This is a genomic window from Actinomycetospora sp. TBRC 11914, from assembly GCF_012933465.1.
GTDB lineage: Bacteria > Actinomycetota > Actinomycetes > Mycobacteriales > Pseudonocardiaceae > Actinomycetospora.
In genome coordinates, this window is the sequence record NZ_JABBND010000020.1 from 32,803 (window position 1) to 52,630 (window position 19,828).

A 19,828-nucleotide genomic window follows, 5' to 3' on the forward strand; every position below is an offset into this window, starting at 1 on the left:
AGGAAACGACGGGTAACAGGAAAATCCCCGGGATCCCGTACGCCGAACGGGCGAGGAATTCGGGGCACCGATGCGGGCGGCGCACGGTACGGCACTACTCGTGCGTACGACGGCGGGTGTCGCCCGCCGCTCCCGGGATCTCGCGGCGGAGACGACGGGTGTGACGTCGGTCACCGCCAGCCCGGCCCGGCGGGCGCGCCCGCCGGGCGGGGACCGTCGGGGGGCTCGCCTACCCTGAGGGTGTGAGCCAGCTGAGCGACGTCCTCGCCGGAGGAGACGATCCGGCTGCTCCCGTCAGCGTCGTGCGCGTCCTCGCGCGGCACGGGTTCGGCACCGTCGAGCCGGGCCAGCTGCTGGCGGCGCGCGGCACGCTGCTCGGCGAGGTCGTGACCGCGGGCGACCTGCTGCGGGGCGCGCTCGACGCCCCGGCGGTCGACCTCGCCCGCAGCGCCCTCTCCGCCCCGGGCACCACCGAGGCCCACGTGGCGGAGGACGACGCCGTGGCCGCCGGGCTGGCCTGCGCGGGCGGGGCCACCCTGCTCGCGCACCCCCTCGCGGCCGATCCGGCGGGTGCGCTCGCCCGGGCCTTCGCCGCGGGCGTCCCCGCCGCGCTGGCGTCCACCGCGGACGGGGCCGCGGCCCTCGCCGTCGTCGGGACCGACCTCGGGGAGGTCCACGGCTCGCTCGGCGCCGCGGAGCTCGACGAGGCCGTCGTCGCGCACGTCCGGGGCCTCGCGCGCCGCGGCGCCACCGCCACCGACCGCACCGAGCTCGCCGGCGCCGACGTCCTGGTCGACCTGTGGGTGCCGGTGCCGTCCCTGCTGGTGGTGGGTGCGGGAGCGATCGCCGACGCGCTCGAGGCCCAGGCCGGCGTGCTCGGGTGGGGCTCCCGCCGGCTCGCCGGGCGGGAGGAGACCACGGCCGCCGTCGCCGCGTTCACCGACGCCGACGTGCTCGTCCTGCTCGACCACGACCCGGGGTTCGACGACGCGCTGCTCGCCGGCCTGCGCCACGGGCACGGCTTCCTCGGGGCGCTCGGCTCGCGGCGCACCCAGGCAGCCCGCCGGGAGCGCCTGCTGGCCGCAGGGGTCACCGAGGCGGACCTCGCGCGCATCCACGGCCCGGTCGGTCTCGACCTCGGGGCGCGGACCCCGGCCGAGACCGCGGTGTCGATCGTCGCCGAGGTGATCGCCGCCCGGAGCGGCCGCGAGCCCGGGGCGCTCTCGGCCGGGCGGGGGCAGATCGGCGCATGACCCGGAGCGGACCCGCCCCGACCCGCACCCGCAGGACCGGAAGATCGGCTTCGCCGCGGGCCCGCCCCCGCGCCGCCCTGACCTGGGCGCCCCGCGTCGTCGTGGGCGCGATCGTCATCGGGCTGCTGCTCGTCGGCGGCACCGCGTTCCGGGTCTGGGAGCTCGGCCGCGTCGACGAGCGCACGCCCACCGACATGATCCTGGTGCTCGGCGCCGCCCAGTACGACGGCCGGCCGTCGCCGGTGCTCGAGGCCCGGCTCGAGCACGCGCTGACGCTCTACCAGCAGGGGGTGGCGCCGCGGATCGTCACGGTGGGCGGCGCGGCCCGCGGCGACCAGTTCTCCGAGGCCGAGAGCGGCGACCGGTGGCTCACCGAGCACGGCGTGCCCAACCGCGACGTCCTCCCGATCGACGAGGGCCGGGACACGCTCGGCAGCTTCGAGGCGGTCGGGTCGGTCGCGGCGCAGCACGGCTGGGCGTCGGCGGTGATCGTCAGCGACCCCTGGCACTCGCTGCGGTCGCGGACGATGGCCCGCGACGTCGGCCTCGACGCCACCACCTCGCCGGCCAAGGGCGGCCCGGTGTCCCAGACCCGGCGCACCCAGTTCTTCTACATCGTCCGCGAGACCGCGGGGCTGCTCTACTACCACCTCGCGCACGCCTCGTCGGACTTCGCCGACCCGAGCCTGCAGTGAGCACCACCAGGGACCCGCGCGAGCGGTTCTTCCCCGAGGAGCCCAAGGGCGGGCGGGACCGGCGCTCGCCGTTCGCGCGCGACCGCGGCCGGGTGCTGCACTCCGCGGCGCTGCGCCGCCTCGCGGGCAAGACGCAGGTGGTGGGCCCGGGGGAGGACGCCGAGGTCACCGGCGTGCCCCGCACCCGCCTCACGCACTCCCTCGAGGTCGCGCAGATCGGCCGGGGGATGGCCGAGGACCTGGGCCTCGACCCGGACGTCGTCGACACCGCCGGCCTCGCCCACGACATCGGCCACCCGCCGTTCGGGCACAACGGCGAGCGCGCGCTCGACGAGGTCATGGCCGACGCCGGCGGCTTCGAGGGCAACGCCCAGACGCTGCGGCTGCTCACCCGCCTCGAGCCCAAGACCCTCGACGACGAGCGCTGCCGCGGCCTCAACCTCACCCGCGCAACCCTCGACGCCTGCCTGAAGTACCCCTGGCGGCGCCGGGACGGCGTCCGCAAGTTCGGGGTCTACGACGACGACGCCGAGGTGTTCACCTGGGTGCGGGCGGGCCTGCCCGAGGACCGCACGGGAGTGCCCAGCCTCGAGGCGCAGACGATGGACTGGGCCGACGACGTGGCCTACTCGGTCCACGACGTCGAGGACGCCGTGCTGGCCGGCCGCATCGACCCCGGCCACCTCGCCCGTCCCGACGACGGCCTCGTCGCGCTCGCCGCGGCCGCGTTCGGGGCCGCCACCGCCGACCTCGAGGCCGCGGCCGGCCGCCTCGCCGACCACCCCCCGCTGCGCACGGTGGCGCGCGAGGCGGGACGCCGCGGAGAGCCGGGCACGCTCGCCGCGCAGGTCGCGCTCAAGCGCCTGACCAGCGACCTCGTCGGCCGGTTCGTTACGGCCGCCGTGGAGGGGACGCTCGCGGAGACGGGCGACGCGCCGGGTCCCGACGACGACCTCGTGGTCCCCTCGTGGGCCCGCGCGGAGGTGACGCTGCTGAAGGCGGCCGCCGTGCGCTGGGTGATGTCCGACCCCGCCCGGCTGGCCGCGCAGGAGCGGGAGCGGGCGCTGCTGCGCGACCTCGTCGGGCGGTTGCACGACGGCGCGCCGCACGCGCTCGACCCGGCCTTCCGTCCCGCGTGGGACGCTGCGGGGGACGCCGCCGCGCGGCTGCGGGTCGTCGTCGACCAGGTCGCGGTCCTCACCGACGCGCAGGCCCGCTCGTGGTCGGCCCGGCTCGCCCCCGACGGGGCCGGGCCGCGGCGGCTGGTCCCGGGATGACGGCGGGGGGAGGACGGGTGACGGCCGAGACGGCGCAGCCCGGGGCCGCGCAGGCCCCGGGGACGACGCGGCGCTCCGGGCTCCCCGCCGCGACGCGCGCGGTCGGGCTGACCGGCGACCTCGCCCGCCGCGCCCGGCGCCGCCCGGTGACGACGACGGCGGTCCTGCTCGGCCTCGCCGTCGTGGGAGACCTCGTGCTGATCTGGCAGCGGCGCTGGATGTCGGACGACGGGCTGATCTTCCTGCGCACCGTGCGGCAGATCCTCGCCGGGCACGGGCCGGTGTTCAACGTCGGCGAGCGGGTGGAGACCAACACCTCGACGCTGTGGACCGTCGTCCTGCTGGGGCTCTCCTGGCTGCCCGTCCGGCTGGAGTACGTCGCGGTCGGCGCCGGGATGGTGCTCTCGGCCGCCGCGCTCGGCCTCGCGCTCGACGCCGCCCGCCGGCTGACCGGGCTCGGGCGCGTCGTGGTGCCCGCGGGCGGGCTCGTCGTGCTCGCGATGCCGCCGTTCTGGGACTTCGGCACCTCGGGCCTCGAGACGGGGCTGTCGTTCTGCTGGCTCGCCTTCACCTGGTGGCTGCTCGTGCGGCGCTCCCAGCGCGAGCCCCGGCTCTTCGCGCCGCGGGGCGCCCGCCGCCGGCCCGGGCCCGCCTGGCCCACGGCCCTCGTCATCGGGCTCGGCCCGCTCGTGCGCCCCGACCTCGCGCTCGTGTCGGTCGCGGCCGGGCTCGCGCTCGCCGTCCTCGAGCAGCCCCGCGACCGGCGCGGCTGGCTGCGGGTGGTCGGGCTCGGCGCGCTGTGCGCGGCGCCGGCCGCCGGCTACGAGGTGTTCCGCGCTGGGTACTACGGCCTGCTCGTGCCCTCCGCGGCGCTGGCGAAGGAGGCCGGGGTCGCGCTGTGGGGGCGCGGCTACTCCTACCTGCGCGACACCGTCGCCACGTACTGGCTGCTCGTCGCGGCGCTGTGCCTGCTGGCGGCCGCGGCCGGGGTCGTGGGGCCCCGGCTGGCGCGCAGCGAGTGGTGGGCCCGGCGGCGGGGCCGCTCCGCCCCTCCCGACGGGGCGGGGCCCCTCGAGCCCCTCGAGCCCCTCGACCCCGCCGTCCGCGCGACCCGGGCCTGGGACCGGGCCGGGACGGCCGCCGTCGCACTGGCACCGGTCGTGGGCGGGCTCGCCGACGTGCTGTACGTCGTGCGGGTCGGCGGCGACTTCATGCACGCCCGGATGCTGCTGCCGTCGGTGTTCTGCCTGCTCCTCCCGGTGATGGCACTGCCGGTCCGCCGGCGCACCGTGCTGCCGCTCGCGGCCCTGCTCCTGTGGGGCCTCGTCGTCGGGGCCCACGCGCGGCCCGGCTACGACGGGATCTCCGCGTCGGGCATCGCCGACGAGCGCGACTTCTACGTCCAGCTGCTGGGGACGCCGCACCCGCTCACCGCCAACGACTACCGCAACCACCCCTACGTCGCCGGCGGCGCCAAGCTCATCGCCCAGAGCCCGGTGCACGTGCTCGCCCTCCAGGCCCGTGGCAAGGGCCCCGCCGGGCCGGAGTGGGAGACGATCCCGCTGGCGCCGGGCCGGCCCAGCGGGATGGTGTTCCTCAACCTCGGGGCGGCCGGGGCGCTCAACTCGCTCGACGTGCGGGTGACCGACACCGTCGGGCTGGCGGAGCCCCTGGCGGCCCACACGGTGATGGTCCCCGACGGCCGTGTCGGGCACGACAAGAACCTCCCCGCGGCGTGGTCGGTGGCCCAGGGCGGCGGTGTGCCGCCGGACGACCGCGCGGTGCGGGCCGACGACGTGGCGGCCGCGACGCGGGCCCTGCAGTGCCCGGCGATCCGCGAGCTCGAGGACTCGGTGTCGGCCCCGATGACGTGGTCGCGGTTCCGCGAGAACCTCCTCGGCGCCCCCGCGCGGACCGCGCTGCGCTTCCCGCGCGACCCCGTGCTCACCGAAGTCGGTTGTACACAGTCGATCCGCTGACGGAACCGACTGTCCGCCGAACGTGCTCGATCGACCGGTCGGCCGTCGCACGATCGCGACGAGTGGAGGTTCTCGACGCGGCGAACGGTTGTTCGTCGTTGGGCCGAACCGGTGCACTTCGCGATCGGTTCAGGGTCGTCTCCCTGAGCTTCTACGTCCGCTCGGCGGTGTTGCAGCGGCTGTTCGGTTCAGACCAGCTTGGCCTTTTCGGCAGGCTCCAGCCGCTGGTCGGCAGACAGGGGTGACGCCCGGACGCTGATCATCCGCGTACGGACGGACTAGTGCCCCGGCGTGTCGCCTACCGACACGAAGCAGGAACGCTCGGTCATGTCCTCCTCGGGGGAATGGTCCCTCGATGGGCTGAACGGAGCCGTTGCCGGTCACGGGGGGCGATCCTTACCGTTCCCCGGTCCAGGACCCCGGGAGCAGTGAGGGATGGCGTTGGTCGCACACGGGTGGGCGGCACCGGCCGCCGTCGATCCCGAGAGCGCGTCCGCCCCGGAACCGGCCACGGGTCTCGTCGAGGGCCTCGCCGCGCTGCCCGGCGCCGAGTACGTCCTCGCGGTCGACGCCGGGGGCGACCGTGTGCGCGGCGAGTCCGGGGGGCCGCCCGGCCCGGCCATGGCGATCGTCGACTGGGCGCGCCGCGTCGCCGACATCTCCCACGAGCGCCACCACGACCTCGAGGACCTCGTCCTGACGACGGACGACGCCTTCCACCTGGTCCGCCTCGTCACGACCGACCCCGCCGACCGCGGGCCGCTGTGGGTGACCGTGCGCATCGACCGGGCGCGGGGCAACCTCGCCTGGTCGCGCCGGGCCCTCGCGGGGCTCGGGTCGCCGGTGTCGCTGCCCGGCCCCCGCGCGCTGGGACCGGCCCCGTCCGCGCCGGCGCGTCCGTCCCACCCGCTGGAGCCGGCCGCGCCGCTGCCCGCGTCGTCGGCGCCCGTGGGACCTGCCCGGTCCTCCTGGCCGACCTCGCCCGGGCCGACCGGGCCGACGATGCCCGCGGCGCCGGCGGCCGCCTCGGCCCCGTGGCCCGGGCCGTCCGCCTCGGGCGGGTCCGCCATGCCGACCCTCGCCGGGTCCTCCCCGACGTCCTCGGGGCCCGCCGCGCCGCCGTCGTCGACCGGCCCCGAGGCTCCCCGGCGCTCCTGGTTCACCCCCTCGGCGTCGTCGGCGTCGTCCCCGGCCGAGGCGCGCCGGGCGTGGGCGCCCCGGCGGCCGGATCCGGAGGCCGCGTCGTCGTGGTTCTCCCCGTCGACGTCCGCGGCCCCCTGGCCGTCCCCCGCGCCCGGGACACCGGAGGGCCCCGCCGCCGCGTCCCCGGGCACCGGCCCCGTCGCCATGCCGGCGCCCGCGCGCCCGGCCGAGGACCGGCCCGTCGACGTGCCGGGCCCGCGCGACGAGCAGCCCCCGGTCGCCCGCACCGGCCAGGACCGCGCCATCACCCAGCTGCCCCGCCCCGAGCGGGGACCGACGGGGAAGAAGGGCACCGCGGACGCGCGGTCGTCCCGGCGCCTGCCGCTCACCGTGCGCGAGGGCGTGTGGTGGTCGGGTCGCACCGAGCGGCCGGACATGCCCGAGCTCGGCCCGCCCACCGGCCCGACGCCGGTCGTCTCGGCGACGGGCGTCGTCGGGCCGACCGTGCCGGCGGCGCGCACCTCGGCCGAGGACCCGCCCGCGCCCCCGGTGCCGGCGCCGCGCGACCCGAACAACCTGTTCGCGCCCGTCGTCGTCGTGCCGCCGCCGCCCTCGCCCGTGCCCGAGGACGACACCACCGAGATGCCGGCCCCGATGCCCGCGCCGGTCATCCACGCGGTGCCCCTCGAGGTCGCGCGGCCGGAGCCCGCGGAGGAGCCCGACGCAGCCCCCGACGACGCGGCTCCCGACGAGGCGGGTCCCGACGACGCGGCTCCCGACGCCGAGACCACCGACGACGCGGTCCCGGCCGGCGAGGAGACCGCCGAGGCCGGCGACGAGCCCGTCGTCGAGGAGCTGCCGGACCTGCCGCGGCGGCGGCCCGGGTCCCACCTCCCGGCGGGTCTGCCCGCCACCCCCCGAAGCGTCCCGGCGGTCCGCCCAGCGGCCGCCGTGGCAGGCACCGCGGCGTTCACCACTGAGCCCTCGGTGCTGAGACGGCTGATCGACGGACTACGTCGTCTGTCCTGACCCCCGTCGTCCACACGATCCAAGCCACCCCGATGGAGACACAGAACCCCATGGCTGACATCGATTACGTCCTGAACGCCGCGACCAACATCAAGGGAGCCTTCGCGGTCGCGATCGTCGACTACGAGAGCGGCATGACCCTCGGCTCACGCGGCGGCAGCGCCGAGTTCGACCTGGACGTCGCCGCCCCCGGCAACTCCGAGGTCGTCCGCGCCAAGTTCGACGTCATGCAGAAGCTCGGCCTGCGGGAGACGATCGAGGACATCCTGATCACCCTCGACACCCAGTACCACCTGATCCGGCCGGTCTACTCGCGCAACGACGAGGACAAGGTGTTCTTCTACCTCGTCCTCAACCGGCAGCAGGCGAACCTCGCCATGGCCCGCCGCGACCTCCGCATGATCGCCCAGCGCTTCACCATGGAGGGCCCCGACGCCGGTCCGAGCGCGGTCGACCAGGGGTACTACCAGCAGGCCGGCCGTCGCTGACCGCCTGACGTGGGACGGCACCGTCACATCACGTGCGTCCGCGCCGACGGGCTCTCGACGGTGCTGGCGACGCTGCTCGAGGATCGGCGGGTGGTCGCGGCGACCCTCGTCGACCTCGGGAGCGGCCTGGTCCTCGACGCCTGCTCGCGGGACGGGGACCTGACCGACCTCGAGCTCCTCGGGGCCGGCCACGCCGACCTGGCCCGCGCCGCCACGGCGGTGAGCGGGTCGAGGCCGGCGTTCGAGGCGACCACGACCGTCGAGACCCCCGACGGCCGCGTGCACCTGCTCCGGGAGGTCCCCGACCCCCACGGCGACCGGCTCGTGCTGGCCGTCGTGGTCGCCGGGACCTCGCGGTCCGTGGCACGGGCCCGCCAGAAGATGGCGGCCGTGCCCGTCGAGGCGCTCACCGCGGGTCCGACCCTGCAGCGCCGCCCCGTCGACGGGCGGTGGCTGATCGGGCCCGTCGCACCCGAGGTGCCCGCCGTGGCACCCGAAGGCCTGCCCGGCCTCGAGCCGGTGCACCCGACGGCGGGTCCGCCCCGCCCGGAGGGGCTGGCGGGCCTCGAGCCCGTGGTCCCGAAGGGTCCGGCGCGGCCGGAGGGGCTGCCGGGGCTCGAGCCCGTGGTCTCGAAGGGTCCGGCGCGGCCGGAGGGGCTGCCGGGTCTCGAGCCGGTGGTCCCCAAGGCCCACCGCGTCGAGCCCGAGTCGACGGTCGCGGACGAGCCGGCCCCGCCGCCGGCGATGGTGCCCGTCGTCGTCACCTTCGCCCCCGACCCGGCCCGCTGGGCGGGGGAGACCCCGGAGGACCGGGCCGACGAGGCGGTCGACGACGAGACGGCCGACGACGCGGCGGACGCCGAAATCCCCGCGCCGCGCGAGGAGCCGGCCGGCGCCGACGTCTGAGGTCGGCCGGCGTCGACCCGTTGATCACGGGCACAGCAGGCAGGTCCACCCGCCGTCGGGCCTGCCCCCTGTGCTCGTGATCGACGAGCCCGCGGTGGCCGGCGGCTGCAGCGGTCCCGGCCTGGTTCGATGTCGGTCATGGACTCGCTGCTCGTCACCGTCGACGGTCACGCCCCGCAGGTCGACCCCTCCGCCTGGATCGCGCCGGGCGCCGTGGTGGCGGGTCGCGCGAGCATCGGGCCCGAGGTCGGCGTCTGGTACGGCGCGGTCGTCCGGGCCGACAACGACGCGATCACCATCGGCGCCGGCTCCAATATCCAGGACGGCTCGGTCCTGCACGCCGACCCGGGCTTCCCGTGCACGGTGGGGGAGAACGTCACCGTCGGGCACCGGGCCGTGGTGCACGGCTGCACGGTCGAGGACGAGGTCCTCGTCGGGATGGGCGCCGTGATCATGAACGGCGCGACCGTCGGGCGGGGCTCGGTGGTGGCCGCGGGCGCGGTGATCTCCCAGGGCGTGACGGTGCCGCCCGGCTCATTGGTCGCGGGGGTCCCCGGGAAGGTGCGCCGCGAGACCAGCGCCGAGGAGCAGGGCTTCAACCAGATGAGCGCGGCCGCCTACCGCCACCTGCTCGGGGTGCACCGGGGTGCCGTCGGCTCGTGAGCACAAAGTGCCGCCATAGCGGCACTTTCTGCTCACGAGCGCGAAGCGCACCTAGCGCACCTACCCCATCGCGTCGAGGATCAGCTGCTCGCCGTGCTCGGCGTGCCGGCGGGACAGGGCCTCGGCGGCGTCGCCGTCCCGGTCGCGGATGGCCTCGAGGATGGCGGTGTGGTCCTCCCAGATCCAGGCGGGCGCCCCGCCCTGGAAGAGCACCTCGCCCATCACCCGCTGCACGTTGCGCCACATGACTCCGGCGCTCTCCACGAGCAGCGGGTTGCCGGAGGCCTCGACGACGGTGCGGTGGAACTCGACGTCGCCGCGGATCATCTGGGCGAACGCGCGGTCGGCGAACGCCTGGTTGCCGGACGCGACGACGCCGTCGGCGTGGGCCAGCCACTCGTCGCTGCGCCGCGCGGCCGCCAGCCGGGCGGCCTGGCCGTCGAGGACGGCCCGCAGCTCGTAGAGGTGGCTGACGAACTCGGGCTCCAGCGGCGCGACCTCCAGGCCGCGCCGCCCGAACTCGCGGACGAGGCCCTGGTTGCGCAGCAGGAGCAGCGCCTGCTGGATCGGCTGGCGGGACACGCCGAACCGCTCCGCGAGCTGCTCCTGGCGCAGCGGTGTCCCCGGGGTCAGACGACCGGTACAGATGTCGTCGACGATCGCCTCGAAGACCTGGTCGGTCCTCGACGGCAGCTGCGGTAGCGCGCTCATCCCATCCCTCCGGGCCCTGACTACCGGACCCGAGACCGGTCGACGCCCTTTCCCACACGTGGCGTGCTTCACATCACCCACCTCGGGGTAGCCACACGGTATCGCGCGCTCCGCCGGTCGCGAGCCGTCGCGAGTCGATCACCTGCAGCTATTGACTTCTGAATTCAGAATGCGCCATGGTCGTGACAGCGGTCACCGTAGACCGCGTGCCGGAGATCACCTCGACGGGGAGGCCCGATGGCGGACGCCCAGGCAGAAGGTCAGCAGTCGGTGCAGGTCGCCGAGGTCGTGGCGCGGTTCCTCACCGAGCACGGCGTCGACCGCGTGTTCGGGCTGCAGGGCGGCCACATCCAGCCGATCTGGGACCAGCTCGCGCGGCGGGGCGTGCGCATCGTCGACGTCCGCGACGAGGGCTCCGCGGTGCACATGGCGCACGCCCACACCGAGCTCACCGGGCAGACGGCCGTCGCCCTGGTGACCGCCGGGCCGGGCGTCACGAACACCGTCACGGCCGTCGCGAACGCCTCCGTCTCGCGCATCCCGCTGCTGGTCATCGGCGGCTGCCCGCCGATCCCGCAGTCGAACATGGGCCCGCTGCAGGACATCCCGCACACCGCGATCCTGGAGCCGGTCACGCGGGTCTCCCGCACGCTGCGCAGCGCCGACCAGGTGCTCCGGGAGTTCGACGAGGCCTGGGCCCGCGCCTCCGGGGACCGCGGCGAGCCCGGTCCGGTCTACCTCGAGATCCCCACCGACGTGCTGCGCCGCGAGGTGCCGCCGGCCCTCGTCCTCGACGAGCACCTGCGGGCGAAGCCGAAGCGCCGCCCACAGCCCCACCCCGACGACGTGGCCGCGGTGGCCGCGCTGATCCGGGCCGCGTCGAGGCCGGCGGTCATCTCCGGCCGCGGCGCGCGCACCACGGATGGCACCGAGCTCGTCCGGCTGCTCGACGCGAGCGGCGCCGCGTACCTCGACACGCAGGAGAGCCGCGGGCTCGTGCCCGACGCGCACCCGGCCGCCGTCGGGAGCGCCCGGTCCGCGGTCATGCGCGACACCGACCTGCTCATCACCGTCGGGCGCCAGCTCGACTACCAGCTCGGGATGGGCTCGCCGGCGGTCTTCCGGCACGCGAAGATCGTCCGGATCGCCGACACCGCGAGCGAGCTGATCGACAACCGCCGCGGCGAGGTCGAGATCCTCGCCGAGCCGGGCGCCGCGCTCGGGGCGATCGCCGACGCGCTGAAGGACCACGCGCCCGACACCGCGTGGCGCGACGAGCTCAAGGCGAAGCACCGGAAGCGCGCCGAGGACTACCGGCAGGCCCTGCACACCACCGAGAACGGCGCCGACGGGCACATCCACCCGAACCGCATCTTCGGCGCCCTCGACGCCCTCGACGGCGACGCCCTCGACCTCGGCGAGACCATCATGATCGCCGACGGCGGGGACCTGCTGTCGTTCGCGCGGCTCGGCATCACCCGGTGCGCCCGCTACCTCGACGTCGGCGCGTTCGGCTGCCTCGGCGTCGCGACCCCGTTCGGCATCGCGGCGTCGCTCGCGTACCCGGAGCGACCCGTCGTCGCCGTCACCGGCGACGGTGCCTTCGGGATCACCGCGACCGAGGTCGACACCGCGGTGCGGCACGGCGCGAAGGTCGTCGTGATCGTCTCGAACAACCGCGCCTGGAACATCGAGCGCTACGACCAGGCCGAGAACTACGGCCTCGTCGCGGGGACCGAGCTCGGCGACGCCGACTTCGCGGCGATGGCCCGGGCGTTCGGGGCGTACGGCGTGCGCGTCACCGACCCGGCCGACCTCGCCGACGCGATCCGGGGGGCGCTGGAGCACGCGCCCGCCGTCGTCGACGTCGTCACCAGCCAGGACGCGCCGTCGCCGGACTCGGGCAAGGGCCTCGGGTTCGTGCCCGACTACCAGGCGCTCACGCCGTGGAACGACGCCGAGGTCGAGCGTCGGAAGGGAGAGCAGAGCTGATGGCCGGCATGGAGGAGTGGGCGTTCCCCACCCGCTACGACCAGGACTACCTGCCCGACCCGTCGTCGCCGTACTGGTTCCCGCACCGGGAGACCATGGACCCCGAGGAGCGCGACGCCGCGGTCCTCGTGCGGCTGCGCGAGGTCATGGAGTACGCGTACTCGACGTCGACCTTCTACAAGACCAAGTGGGACGCGGCCGGGCTGAAGCCCGCCGACATCACCTCCTTCGAGGCGTTCGAGCAGGTCCCGGTGGTCACGAAGGCCGAGATGCGGGAGTCCCAGGCGAACCACCCGCCGTTCGGGGACTACCTGTGCTGCGACGAGTCGGAGATCCACCACATCCACGGCACGAGCGGGACGACGGGGGCCCCGACGGCCTTCGCCCTCGGGCGCCGGGACTGGGAGGTCATCGCCGACAACCACGCCCGCATCCTGTGGGGGATGGGCGTGCGGCCCGGGGACACGGTGTTCGTCGCCGCGCTGTTCAGCCTCTACCTCGGCTCGTGGGGCGCGATGTCGGGCGCCGAGCGGCTGCGCTGCCGGGTGCTGCCCTTCGGCGCGGGCGCCCAGGGCATGACGGCGCGGGCGGTCACCTGGCTGGCGCGCACCCAGCCGGCCGCGTTCTACGCGACGCCGTCGTACGCGTTGCGCCTGGCCGAGGTGGCCGAGTCCGAGGGGATCGACCCCCGCGAGTTCGGGCTGAAGGTCATGTTCTTCTCCGGCGAGCCGGGCGCCTCGGTGCCCGCCGTCCGGAAGGCCATCGAGGACTCGTTCGGCGCCACGGTGATCGACTGCGGGACGATGGCCGAGATGACGCCGTTCATGTCGGCGTCGGCCACCAAGGAGACCCCGGACGGGATGCTCCTGTGGCAGGACATCGTCTGGCACGAGGTCTGCGACCCGGACACCTTCCGCACGGTGCCGTACGGCTCCGAGGGCACACCGGTCTACACCCACCTCGAGCGCACCTCCCAGCCGATGATCCGGCTCGCCTCCAACGACCTCACGCGCTGGGTCATGGAGGACAACCCCTGCGGGCGCACCTACCCGAAGCTGCCCGAGGGCGTGTACGGCCGGATCGACGACATGATCCACATCCGCGGCGAGAACGTGTATCCGATCGAGGTCGACAACTACCTGCGCGGCGTCGACGGCTACGGCGGCGAGCACCAGATCATCGTGCGCCGCACCGGCTCGATGGACGAGATGATCGTCCGGGCCGAGACCACCCACCCGGCCGGGCAGCGCGACGAGTTCGAGCGCTCCACCGGGTCGGGCCTGCAGTCCTTCCTGGGCGTCCGCGTGACCTTCGAGTCCGTCGACGCCAACACCCTCGAGCGCGCCGAGCACAAGTCGCGCCGCGTGGTCGACGAGCGACAGCTGCGCAGGTGAACGGATGTGGTCGCTCCGGCGACCGGAAGTATTCACATGGACCGGAGGTCCTCCGCATGTCCCTGACCCTTGACCCCACGGCCCGCAGGGCCGACGACGCCCGGATGTTCATCGGCGGCGAGTGGACGGCCGCCGGGGCCGGCGGCACGTTCCCGACGATCGACCCGAACACCGGCGAGACGATCGGCCAGGTCCCGCGCGGCGACTCGACGGACGTCGACAAGGCCGTCGCGGCGGCCAGGGAGGTCGCCGTCGAGTGGCAGTTCACCGACGCCCTCGGCCGCGCCGCCCTCCTGCGTGCGCTCGCCGAGAAGGTCACCGAGAACGCCGACGAGCTCGCCCGCCTCGAGGCGCTCGACTCCGGGCACTACCTCGCGAAGGCCCAGGAGCTGGTCGGCGCGATCCCGATCTGGCTCGACTACTTCGCGAGCATCGCGGACAAGGTCGGCGGGCGCACCATCGAGGTGCCGGGCAACAAGCTCTCGTTCACGCTGCTCGAGCCGCTCGGCGTCACCGCGCACATCATCCCGTGGAACTACCCGCTGCTGATCCTCGTCCGCTCCTGCGCGCCCGCGCTCGCGCTGGGCAACACCTGCGTGGTCAAGCCGGCCGAGGACACGTCGCTGTCGTCGCTGAAGTTCGCCGAGCTGGTCAAGGAGGCGGGCTTCCCCGACGGCGTGTTCAACGTCGTCACCGGCTACGGCGCGGAGGCGGGTGCCGCGCTGGCCGCGCACCCCGACGTCGCGGGCATCACCTTCACCGGCTCCACCGAGACCGGCAAGCAGATCTCCAAGCTGGCCGCCGACCACGTCGCGCAGGTGACCCTGGAGCTCGGCGGGAAGAGCCCGACGATCGTCTACCCCGACGCCGACCTCGACGAGGCCGTCGAGGTCGCGGTGCAGGGCTTCTGCTCGCACACCGGGCAGGTCTGCGTCGCCGGCACGCGGCTCTTCGTGCACCGCGACGTCCAGGACGAGTTCCTGGGCAAGCTCACCGCGCGCCTGGACCAGACCCAGGTCGGTGACGGGTTTGCGGATGGCACCCAGATGGGCCCGCTCGTGTCGAAGAAGCAGTTCGACCGGGTCACCGAGTACATCGAGATCGGCAAGTCCGAGGCCACGCTGTACTACGGCGGCGGCCGTCCGGCGGGCACCCCCGAGGGCGGCTACTTCGTGGAGCCGACGGTCTTCACCGACGTCGACAACTCCGCGCGCATCGCCAAGGAGGAGATCTTCGGGCCGGTGGCGTCGGTGCACCCGTGGTCGACCGAGGACGAGCTCGTCGAGGCGGTCAACGACTCGATCTACGGGCTCTTCGCGGTGCTCCTCGGCAAGGACATCACGACGCTGCTCTCGACGGCCCGCCGCCTCCAGGTCGGCGGCGTGATGATCAACGACTGGTTCGGCGAGCTCCCGATGACCCCGCACGGCGGCCACAAGCAGAGCGGCACCGGCCGGGACGAGGGCCTCGAGGCCGTCCACAACTACACGCAGATCAAGCACGTCACCGTGAACCTCGACCCGCTGCGCGCGGCCACCGACTGGGCCGGCGCCCCGCTGTAGCCCCCACACCCCTCACGCCGAGAGAGGAGATCCCTCGTGAACAACGCCCTGGGAGAGAAGCCGGCGCCGTTCGGCGCCCCCGAGACCACGGCCACGCCCGGCGAGGCGGGTGGCTTCTTCGAGAGCGGCCGCCCGCGCCTGGGTGGGCTGCAGAACCCGGTCCGCTTCGACGACACGCAGGCCGCCGTCATCAACGCGGCCGCGGACACGATCATCCCGCCGCACCCGGACTGGCCGACCGCCAGCGAGCTCGACCTGGTGACGTTCGTGGGCCGCTACACCACGCCGAGCGGCTTCCAGAACAAGCACTTCCCGTTCGCAGGAGAGGACGAGCTCAAGGCCGGCCTCGACCGGCTCGGGCGGTCGTTCGTCGACGGCGACACGACGGCCAGGACCGAGGCGATCGCCGCCCTGGAGAAGGCCGGGGACCCGCTGTTCGAGCAGCTGCGCGCGCTCGTCTACTACGGCTACTACTCGCGCCCGGTCGTCACGCAGGCGATCAACCGCAACCTCCCGGCCGGCCGCGACTACCACGGGCCGCCGCTGCCCTACGGCTACCTGCAGACCACGGAGCCCTGGGACGAGGACCTTCTGACGCAGGCGCAGGAGAACGGCTCCTACCTGGAGACCTCCGACGTCGTCCGCGTCGACCTGTCCCAGCTGTCCTGGACGAAGTGAGGAGCGCACCATGGCTACGTACGAGGAGACCGACGTCCTGATCATCGGGGCGGGCCCCGGCGGGGCGGGCAACGCGCTCAAGCTCGCCAAGGCCGGCATGAAGGTGGTCTGCCTGGAGCAGGGCCCGTGGGTCAAGCCGACCGACCACCCGCACTACCACGACGAGTGGGAGCTCGAGAAGCAGCGCGGCTGGGCCTACGACCCGAACGTCCGCCAGCTGCCCGAGGACTATCCGGTCACCGGCACCACGACGCCGTACATGATGAACAACGTCGGCGGCTCGACGGTCCACTACGCCGGCCACTGGCCGCGCTACAAGCCGGTCGATTTCCGCAAGGGCACCGAGCACGGCCTCGAGGGCACGATCGACTGGCCGATCTCCTACGAGGACCTCGCCCCGTTCTACGACGAGAACGACGAGATCTACGGCATCTCGGGCCGGATCGGCGACCCGTCGTACCCGGACCGCAAGCAGGCCGTGCGCGACCCCGAGGTCCTGCCCGGCAAGCTCGGCCTGAAGTACGCCAAGGCGTCGAAGGACCTGGGCTGGCACTGGTGGCCGTCCGACAACGCGATCATCACCGTGCCGCGGGAGAACCGCGAGGCCGACCAGGCCATGGGCAACGAGCTCTCCGGCAGCCCGACGGGGTCGCTGTCCACGCCGGCGAACGCGCACTGGCCCTACGCCATCCGCTACGGGGCCGACCTGCGCACGATGGCCCGCGTCGAGACGATCAACGCCGAGAACGGGCGCGCGACCGGGGCCACCTACATCGACCGGAACACCGGGGAGCGGCACGAGGTCCGGGCGAAGATCGTCATCCTCGCGGCGAACGGCATCGGGTCGCCGAGGCTGCTGCTGCAGAGCGCGCAGAAGGACTTCCCGAACGGGCTGGCCAACTCGAACGGCATCGTCGGGAAGTACCTGATGCACCACGTGTTCGCGTTCTGCGACTCGTGGTTCGACGAGCCGATCGAGGGATACAAGGGTTCGTTCGGCGCGCCCCTGTACTCGCACGAGTTCTACCACACCGATGTCAGCCGCGGATTCGTCAACGGATTCGGCATGCAGGTGGCGCGCTCGTTCGGCCCGGCCTACGCGGCGATGGGCACCCACACCGGGTACACCGCGCCGTGGGGCGAGAAGCACCGCGAGTTCTTCGACGGGCACTTCGCGAACCACCTCATGGTCTTCATGTTCGGCGAGGACCTGCCGGTCGAGTCGAACACGGTCACGCTCGACCCCGACGTCACGGACTCGTCGGGCCTGCCGGCCGCCCACGTGAACTACGAGCTGCACCAGAACGACATCGCGCTCGCCGAGTACGGGATCGACAAGATCTTCGAGGCGACGCGCGCGGTCGGCGCGGTCGAGACGAACGACACCGGCGTGCTCTACCCGCCGCCGGCCTGGCACCTGATGGGCACCTGCCGGATGGGCAACACGCCCGACGACTCGGTGCTCAACAAGTGGTGCCAGACCTGGGATCTGCCGAACCTGTTCGTCGTCGACGGCAGCACACTGACGACCGGGGCCGCGGTCAACCCGACGTCCACGATCGGGGCACTCGCCTGCCGCAGTGCCGAGTACATCACCCGGAACTTCCACGACATCACGTCGCAGAAGACGACGCCGAGCAATGCGGATGCGCCTTCCATGTAGGTGGGCGGAGCCCTCGTGAGCATTAAGTGTCGCTATACCGACACTTAGTGCTCACGAGCCGCAGGCCCCTATGATGCCGCGATGCTCCACGACGTGACCGACGAGGACACCGCGATCGCGCTCGGCAGCGGTGACGTGGCCGTGCTGGGCACCCCACGGCTGGTGGCCTGGCTCGAGGCCGCCACCGTGGCCACCGCGGAACCGCTGCTCGACGAGGGCCGCACCACCGTGGGTACCGCCGTGCGGGTCAAGCACCGCCGGCCCACGCTGGTCGGCGGCACCATCGGGTGCACCGCCGAGGTCACCTCCGGGCCCGACGAGAAGGGCCGCATCACCTTCGCCGTCCGCGCCGTCGACGGCGAGGGTCAGGTGGCGGGGGAGGGCGAGATCGACCGGGTCGTCGTCGACCGAGGTGCCTTCGGCACGTGAGCAGAAAGTGTCGGTATACCGACACTTTCTGCTCACGAGCGCGCAGCGCACCCAACGCACCTCCGTGCCGTCTCCACCAGGCTCGCCGTCGCCTCGTCGGGGTCGAGCCCGCACAGGTCGAGCAGCGTGAACAACGACTCCGCGCTGATCACGACGGCGAGCGCGCGCACCAGCGCCTCCCGCTCCGGGCCCTCGGGCACCGGGGCGAGCGCGTGGTCGATCACCTCGAACCGGTGCGCCGGGCGCTCCTCGCTCGCGCCCGTCAGCGACGCCGCCACGAGCGCCCGCACCGCCCGCTCGCGGCGCAGCGTCCGCCCGCAGAACACGCGCGTCGCCCGGGCCACGCGCTCGCCGACGTCGTCGACCCCGTCCAGCTCGGCCCGCAGCTGCTCGTCGGGGGCGGGCCAGGTGTCGGTGATGGCGTCGCGCAGCAGCGTCACGAGGTCGGGGAAGTAGCGGTAGGCCGTCGCCTCCGAGACCCCGGCGTGCGACGCCACGACGGGCATCGTCACCTCGCCCCCCGCGTCCACCAGTTCGCGCGCCGCCTCGGCGATCGCCCGCCGGGTGCGCTCCTTCTGCTGGACCCGCCCGACCATCGCCGCCTCCTGACACTCGACTCTCGTCGTGAGAGCTTACTTGCACGACGAGGCCGGGCGCGACTACCGTCCTTTCGTGACAGCCAACTCTCACGAACGAGGAGGGGTCACGATGACCCTGGTGTCGATCGTCGGACCACAGGCCGGCGAGATCATGCTCGGCGGCGCGGTGACCATGCGCATCCTCGAGGACGGGTCGACCACCGGGCACCGGCTGGGGATCGGCGAGATCACCGTCGCGCCGCACACCGACGGCCCGCCGCAGCACCGTCACGCCCGGCACGACGAGGGCTTCTACGTCGTCTCGGGCACGGCGCGCTTCACCGTCGGATCCGACGTCCACGACGCCCCCGCCGGCTCGCTCGTCATGGTCCCGCCCGGTGCCCCGCACACCTTCGCGAACCCGGGCGACGAGCCCGCCGTCCTGCTCAACACCTTCACGCCCGACCTCTACGTGCAGTACTTCCGCGACCTGCGCGCCATGGTCGAGGGCGGTACGCCGATGACCCCCGACTCGGTGGCCGGCGTGATGGCCCGCTACGCGACGACACCCTCGACGGAGTACACGCCCGCCTACGACGACCGCGGTACCGGCCGCCCGGTCATGGTCCTGCACGGCGGCGGGGGACCGGCGTCGGTGCTCGGGCTCTCGGCGGCCCTGGCCGCGGATCACCGGGTCCTGACGCCGACCATCCCCGGCTTCGAGGGCACGCCGCGGCCCGACGACTGCCGCACGGTCGCCGACGTCGCCCGCCGCTACCTCGACCTGCTCGTCGAGCGGGACCTGCACGACGTCGTCGTGGTCGGCAGCTCGGTCGGGGGCTGGATCGCGGCGGAAATGGCGCTGCAGTCCGGCGCCGACGGGCCCGTCGGCGGGATCGTGCTGGTCAACGCCGTCGGGATCGAGGTCCCCGACCATCCCGTCACCGACATCTCCGGGCTGCCCCTCGACCGCATCGCCGACTTCTCCTACGCCGACCCGGACCGCTTCCGGATCGACCCGACGACGTTGCCCGCGGCCCGGCAGGAGGCGATGGCCGCCAACGCCGCGGTGTTCGCCGACTACGCCGGCGACCCCTACATGCTCGACCCGACGCTGCTCGGGCGGCTCCCGGCCGTGACCGTCCCGGCCGCGGTCGTCTGGGGCGAGGCCGACGGGATCGTCGACGTCGCCTACGGCCGGGCCTACGCCGAGGCGCTCGGTGCCCCGTTCACCCTCGTCGAGGGCGCCGGGCACCTCCCGCACGTCGAGCAGCCCGAGCGCACCGTCGCCGCCGTCGAGGTGTTCCTGGGCGCGTCGGTCCCGACGTCCACCGCGAGGTGACCGGAGGGCGCCCGCCGCCCGCGCCCGGCGTCGTAAACTCACCGCC

18 protein-coding genes are annotated in these 19,828 nt (G+C 74.2%); 16 read left to right on the forward strand and 2 right to left on the reverse strand.

All coding sequences use genetic code 11. The features are described 5' to 3' along the window. Nucleotides 1-242: 242 nt before the first annotated feature. From HH311_RS24970 to HH311_RS25010, 9 genes are all read left to right on the forward strand, one after another. On the forward strand, nucleotides 243-1,253 hold the full coding sequence (locus tag HH311_RS24970) for an XdhC family protein (protein WP_169186422.1): 1,011 nt from the start codon (nucleotides 243-245) through the stop codon (nucleotides 1,251-1,253). Continuing rightward, nucleotides 1,250-1,948 carry a YdcF family protein gene (locus HH311_RS24975; protein ID WP_248293064.1) on the forward strand — a complete coding sequence of 233 codons (699 nt, stop codon included), beginning with the start codon at nucleotides 1,250-1,252 and terminating at the stop codon, nucleotides 1,946-1,948. The genes HH311_RS24970 and HH311_RS24975 overlap by 4 nt, the downstream gene beginning before the upstream one ends. Further along, nucleotides 1,945-3,225 (forward strand): deoxyguanosinetriphosphate triphosphohydrolase, encoded by a 1,281-nt coding sequence (locus HH311_RS24980; protein WP_169186423.1) that lies wholly within the window; start codon nucleotides 1,945-1,947, stop codon nucleotides 3,223-3,225. Before HH311_RS24975 ends, HH311_RS24980 begins: the two co-directional genes overlap by 4 nt. A gap of 17 nt (nucleotides 3,226-3,242) precedes the next feature. Then, nucleotides 3,243-5,204: a hypothetical protein gene (locus HH311_RS24985; RefSeq protein WP_169186424.1), complete on the forward strand. Its 1,962-nt coding sequence runs from the start codon at nucleotides 3,243-3,245 to the stop codon at nucleotides 5,202-5,204. Between the two features lie 62 nt (nucleotides 5,205-5,266). Then, nucleotides 5,267-5,449 (forward strand): hypothetical protein, encoded by a 183-nt coding sequence (locus HH311_RS24990; RefSeq protein ID WP_169186425.1) that lies wholly within the window; start codon nucleotides 5,267-5,269, stop codon nucleotides 5,447-5,449. A 190-nt stretch (nucleotides 5,450-5,639) separates the two neighbouring features. Next, nucleotides 5,640-7,376 (forward strand): hypothetical protein, encoded by a 1,737-nt coding sequence (locus HH311_RS24995; RefSeq protein WP_169186426.1) that lies wholly within the window; start codon nucleotides 5,640-5,642, stop codon nucleotides 7,374-7,376. Between the two features lie 50 nt (nucleotides 7,377-7,426). Continuing rightward, nucleotides 7,427-7,864: a hypothetical protein gene (locus HH311_RS25000; RefSeq protein WP_169186427.1), complete on the forward strand. Its 438-nt coding sequence runs from the start codon at nucleotides 7,427-7,429 to the stop codon at nucleotides 7,862-7,864. Nucleotides 7,865-7,873: 9 nt separating this feature from the next. Next, nucleotides 7,874-8,770, forward strand: a complete 897-nt coding sequence (locus tag HH311_RS25005; protein WP_169186428.1) for a hypothetical protein — start codon at nucleotides 7,874-7,876, stop codon at nucleotides 8,768-8,770. Between the two features lie 138 nt (nucleotides 8,771-8,908). After that, complete coding sequence (locus HH311_RS25010; protein WP_211190775.1) at nucleotides 8,909-9,433, forward strand: gamma carbonic anhydrase family protein; 525 nt, start codon at nucleotides 8,909-8,911, stop codon at nucleotides 9,431-9,433. 60 nt (nucleotides 9,434-9,493) lie between these two features. Here the strand turns inward: HH311_RS25010 and HH311_RS25015 are convergent, their stop codons facing one another. Next, complete coding sequence (locus HH311_RS25015) at nucleotides 9,494-10,144, reverse strand: GntR family transcriptional regulator (protein ID WP_169186430.1); 651 nt, start codon at nucleotides 10,142-10,144, stop codon at nucleotides 9,494-9,496. 237 nt (nucleotides 10,145-10,381) lie between these two features. Here HH311_RS25015 and HH311_RS25020 point away from each other — a divergent pair, with 237 nt between their 5' ends. From HH311_RS25020 to HH311_RS25045, 6 genes are all read left to right on the forward strand, one after another. Continuing rightward, on the forward strand, nucleotides 10,382-12,136 hold the full coding sequence (locus HH311_RS25020) for a thiamine pyrophosphate-binding protein (RefSeq protein WP_169186431.1): 1,755 nt from the start codon (nucleotides 10,382-10,384) through the stop codon (nucleotides 12,134-12,136). Beyond that, a complete protein-coding gene (locus HH311_RS25025; RefSeq protein ID WP_211190776.1) occupies nucleotides 12,136-13,530 on the forward strand; it encodes a phenylacetate--CoA ligase family protein in 1,395 nt (464 codons plus the stop codon). Before HH311_RS25020 ends, HH311_RS25025 begins: the two co-directional genes overlap by 1 nt. A 56-nt stretch (nucleotides 13,531-13,586) precedes the next feature. Next, the gene (locus HH311_RS25030; RefSeq protein ID WP_169186432.1) at nucleotides 13,587-15,092 is read left to right on the forward strand and encodes an aldehyde dehydrogenase; all 1,506 of its coding nucleotides are present in this window, start codon (nucleotides 13,587-13,589) and stop codon (nucleotides 15,090-15,092) included. Between the two features lie 36 nt (nucleotides 15,093-15,128). Next, nucleotides 15,129-15,770, forward strand: coding sequence for a gluconate 2-dehydrogenase subunit 3 family protein (locus HH311_RS25035; RefSeq protein WP_169186433.1), 642 nt, complete (start codon nucleotides 15,129-15,131; stop codon nucleotides 15,768-15,770). A gap of 10 nt (nucleotides 15,771-15,780) precedes the next feature. Continuing rightward, nucleotides 15,781-17,433, forward strand: coding sequence for a GMC family oxidoreductase (locus HH311_RS25040; RefSeq protein WP_169186434.1), 1,653 nt, complete (start codon nucleotides 15,781-15,783; stop codon nucleotides 17,431-17,433). Nucleotides 17,434-17,514: 81 nt separating this feature from the next. Continuing rightward, entirely contained in the window at nucleotides 17,515-17,862 is a 348-nt protein-coding gene (locus HH311_RS25045) for a thioesterase family protein (protein WP_169186435.1), read from the forward strand. Nucleotides 17,863-17,894: 32 nt separating this feature from the next. On the opposite strand, the gene HH311_RS25050 is transcribed toward HH311_RS25045, so the two are convergent. Next, nucleotides 17,895-18,458 carry a TetR/AcrR family transcriptional regulator gene (locus HH311_RS25050; protein WP_169186436.1) on the reverse strand — a complete coding sequence of 188 codons (564 nt, stop codon included), beginning with the start codon at nucleotides 18,456-18,458 and terminating at the stop codon, nucleotides 17,895-17,897. Nucleotides 18,459-18,570: 112 nt separating this feature from the next. Here HH311_RS25050 and HH311_RS25055 point away from each other — a divergent pair, with 112 nt between their 5' ends. Beyond that, entirely contained in the window at nucleotides 18,571-19,782 is a 1,212-nt protein-coding gene (locus HH311_RS25055; protein WP_169186437.1) for an alpha/beta fold hydrolase, read from the forward strand. The last annotated feature ends 46 nt before the right edge of the window (nucleotides 19,783-19,828 follow it).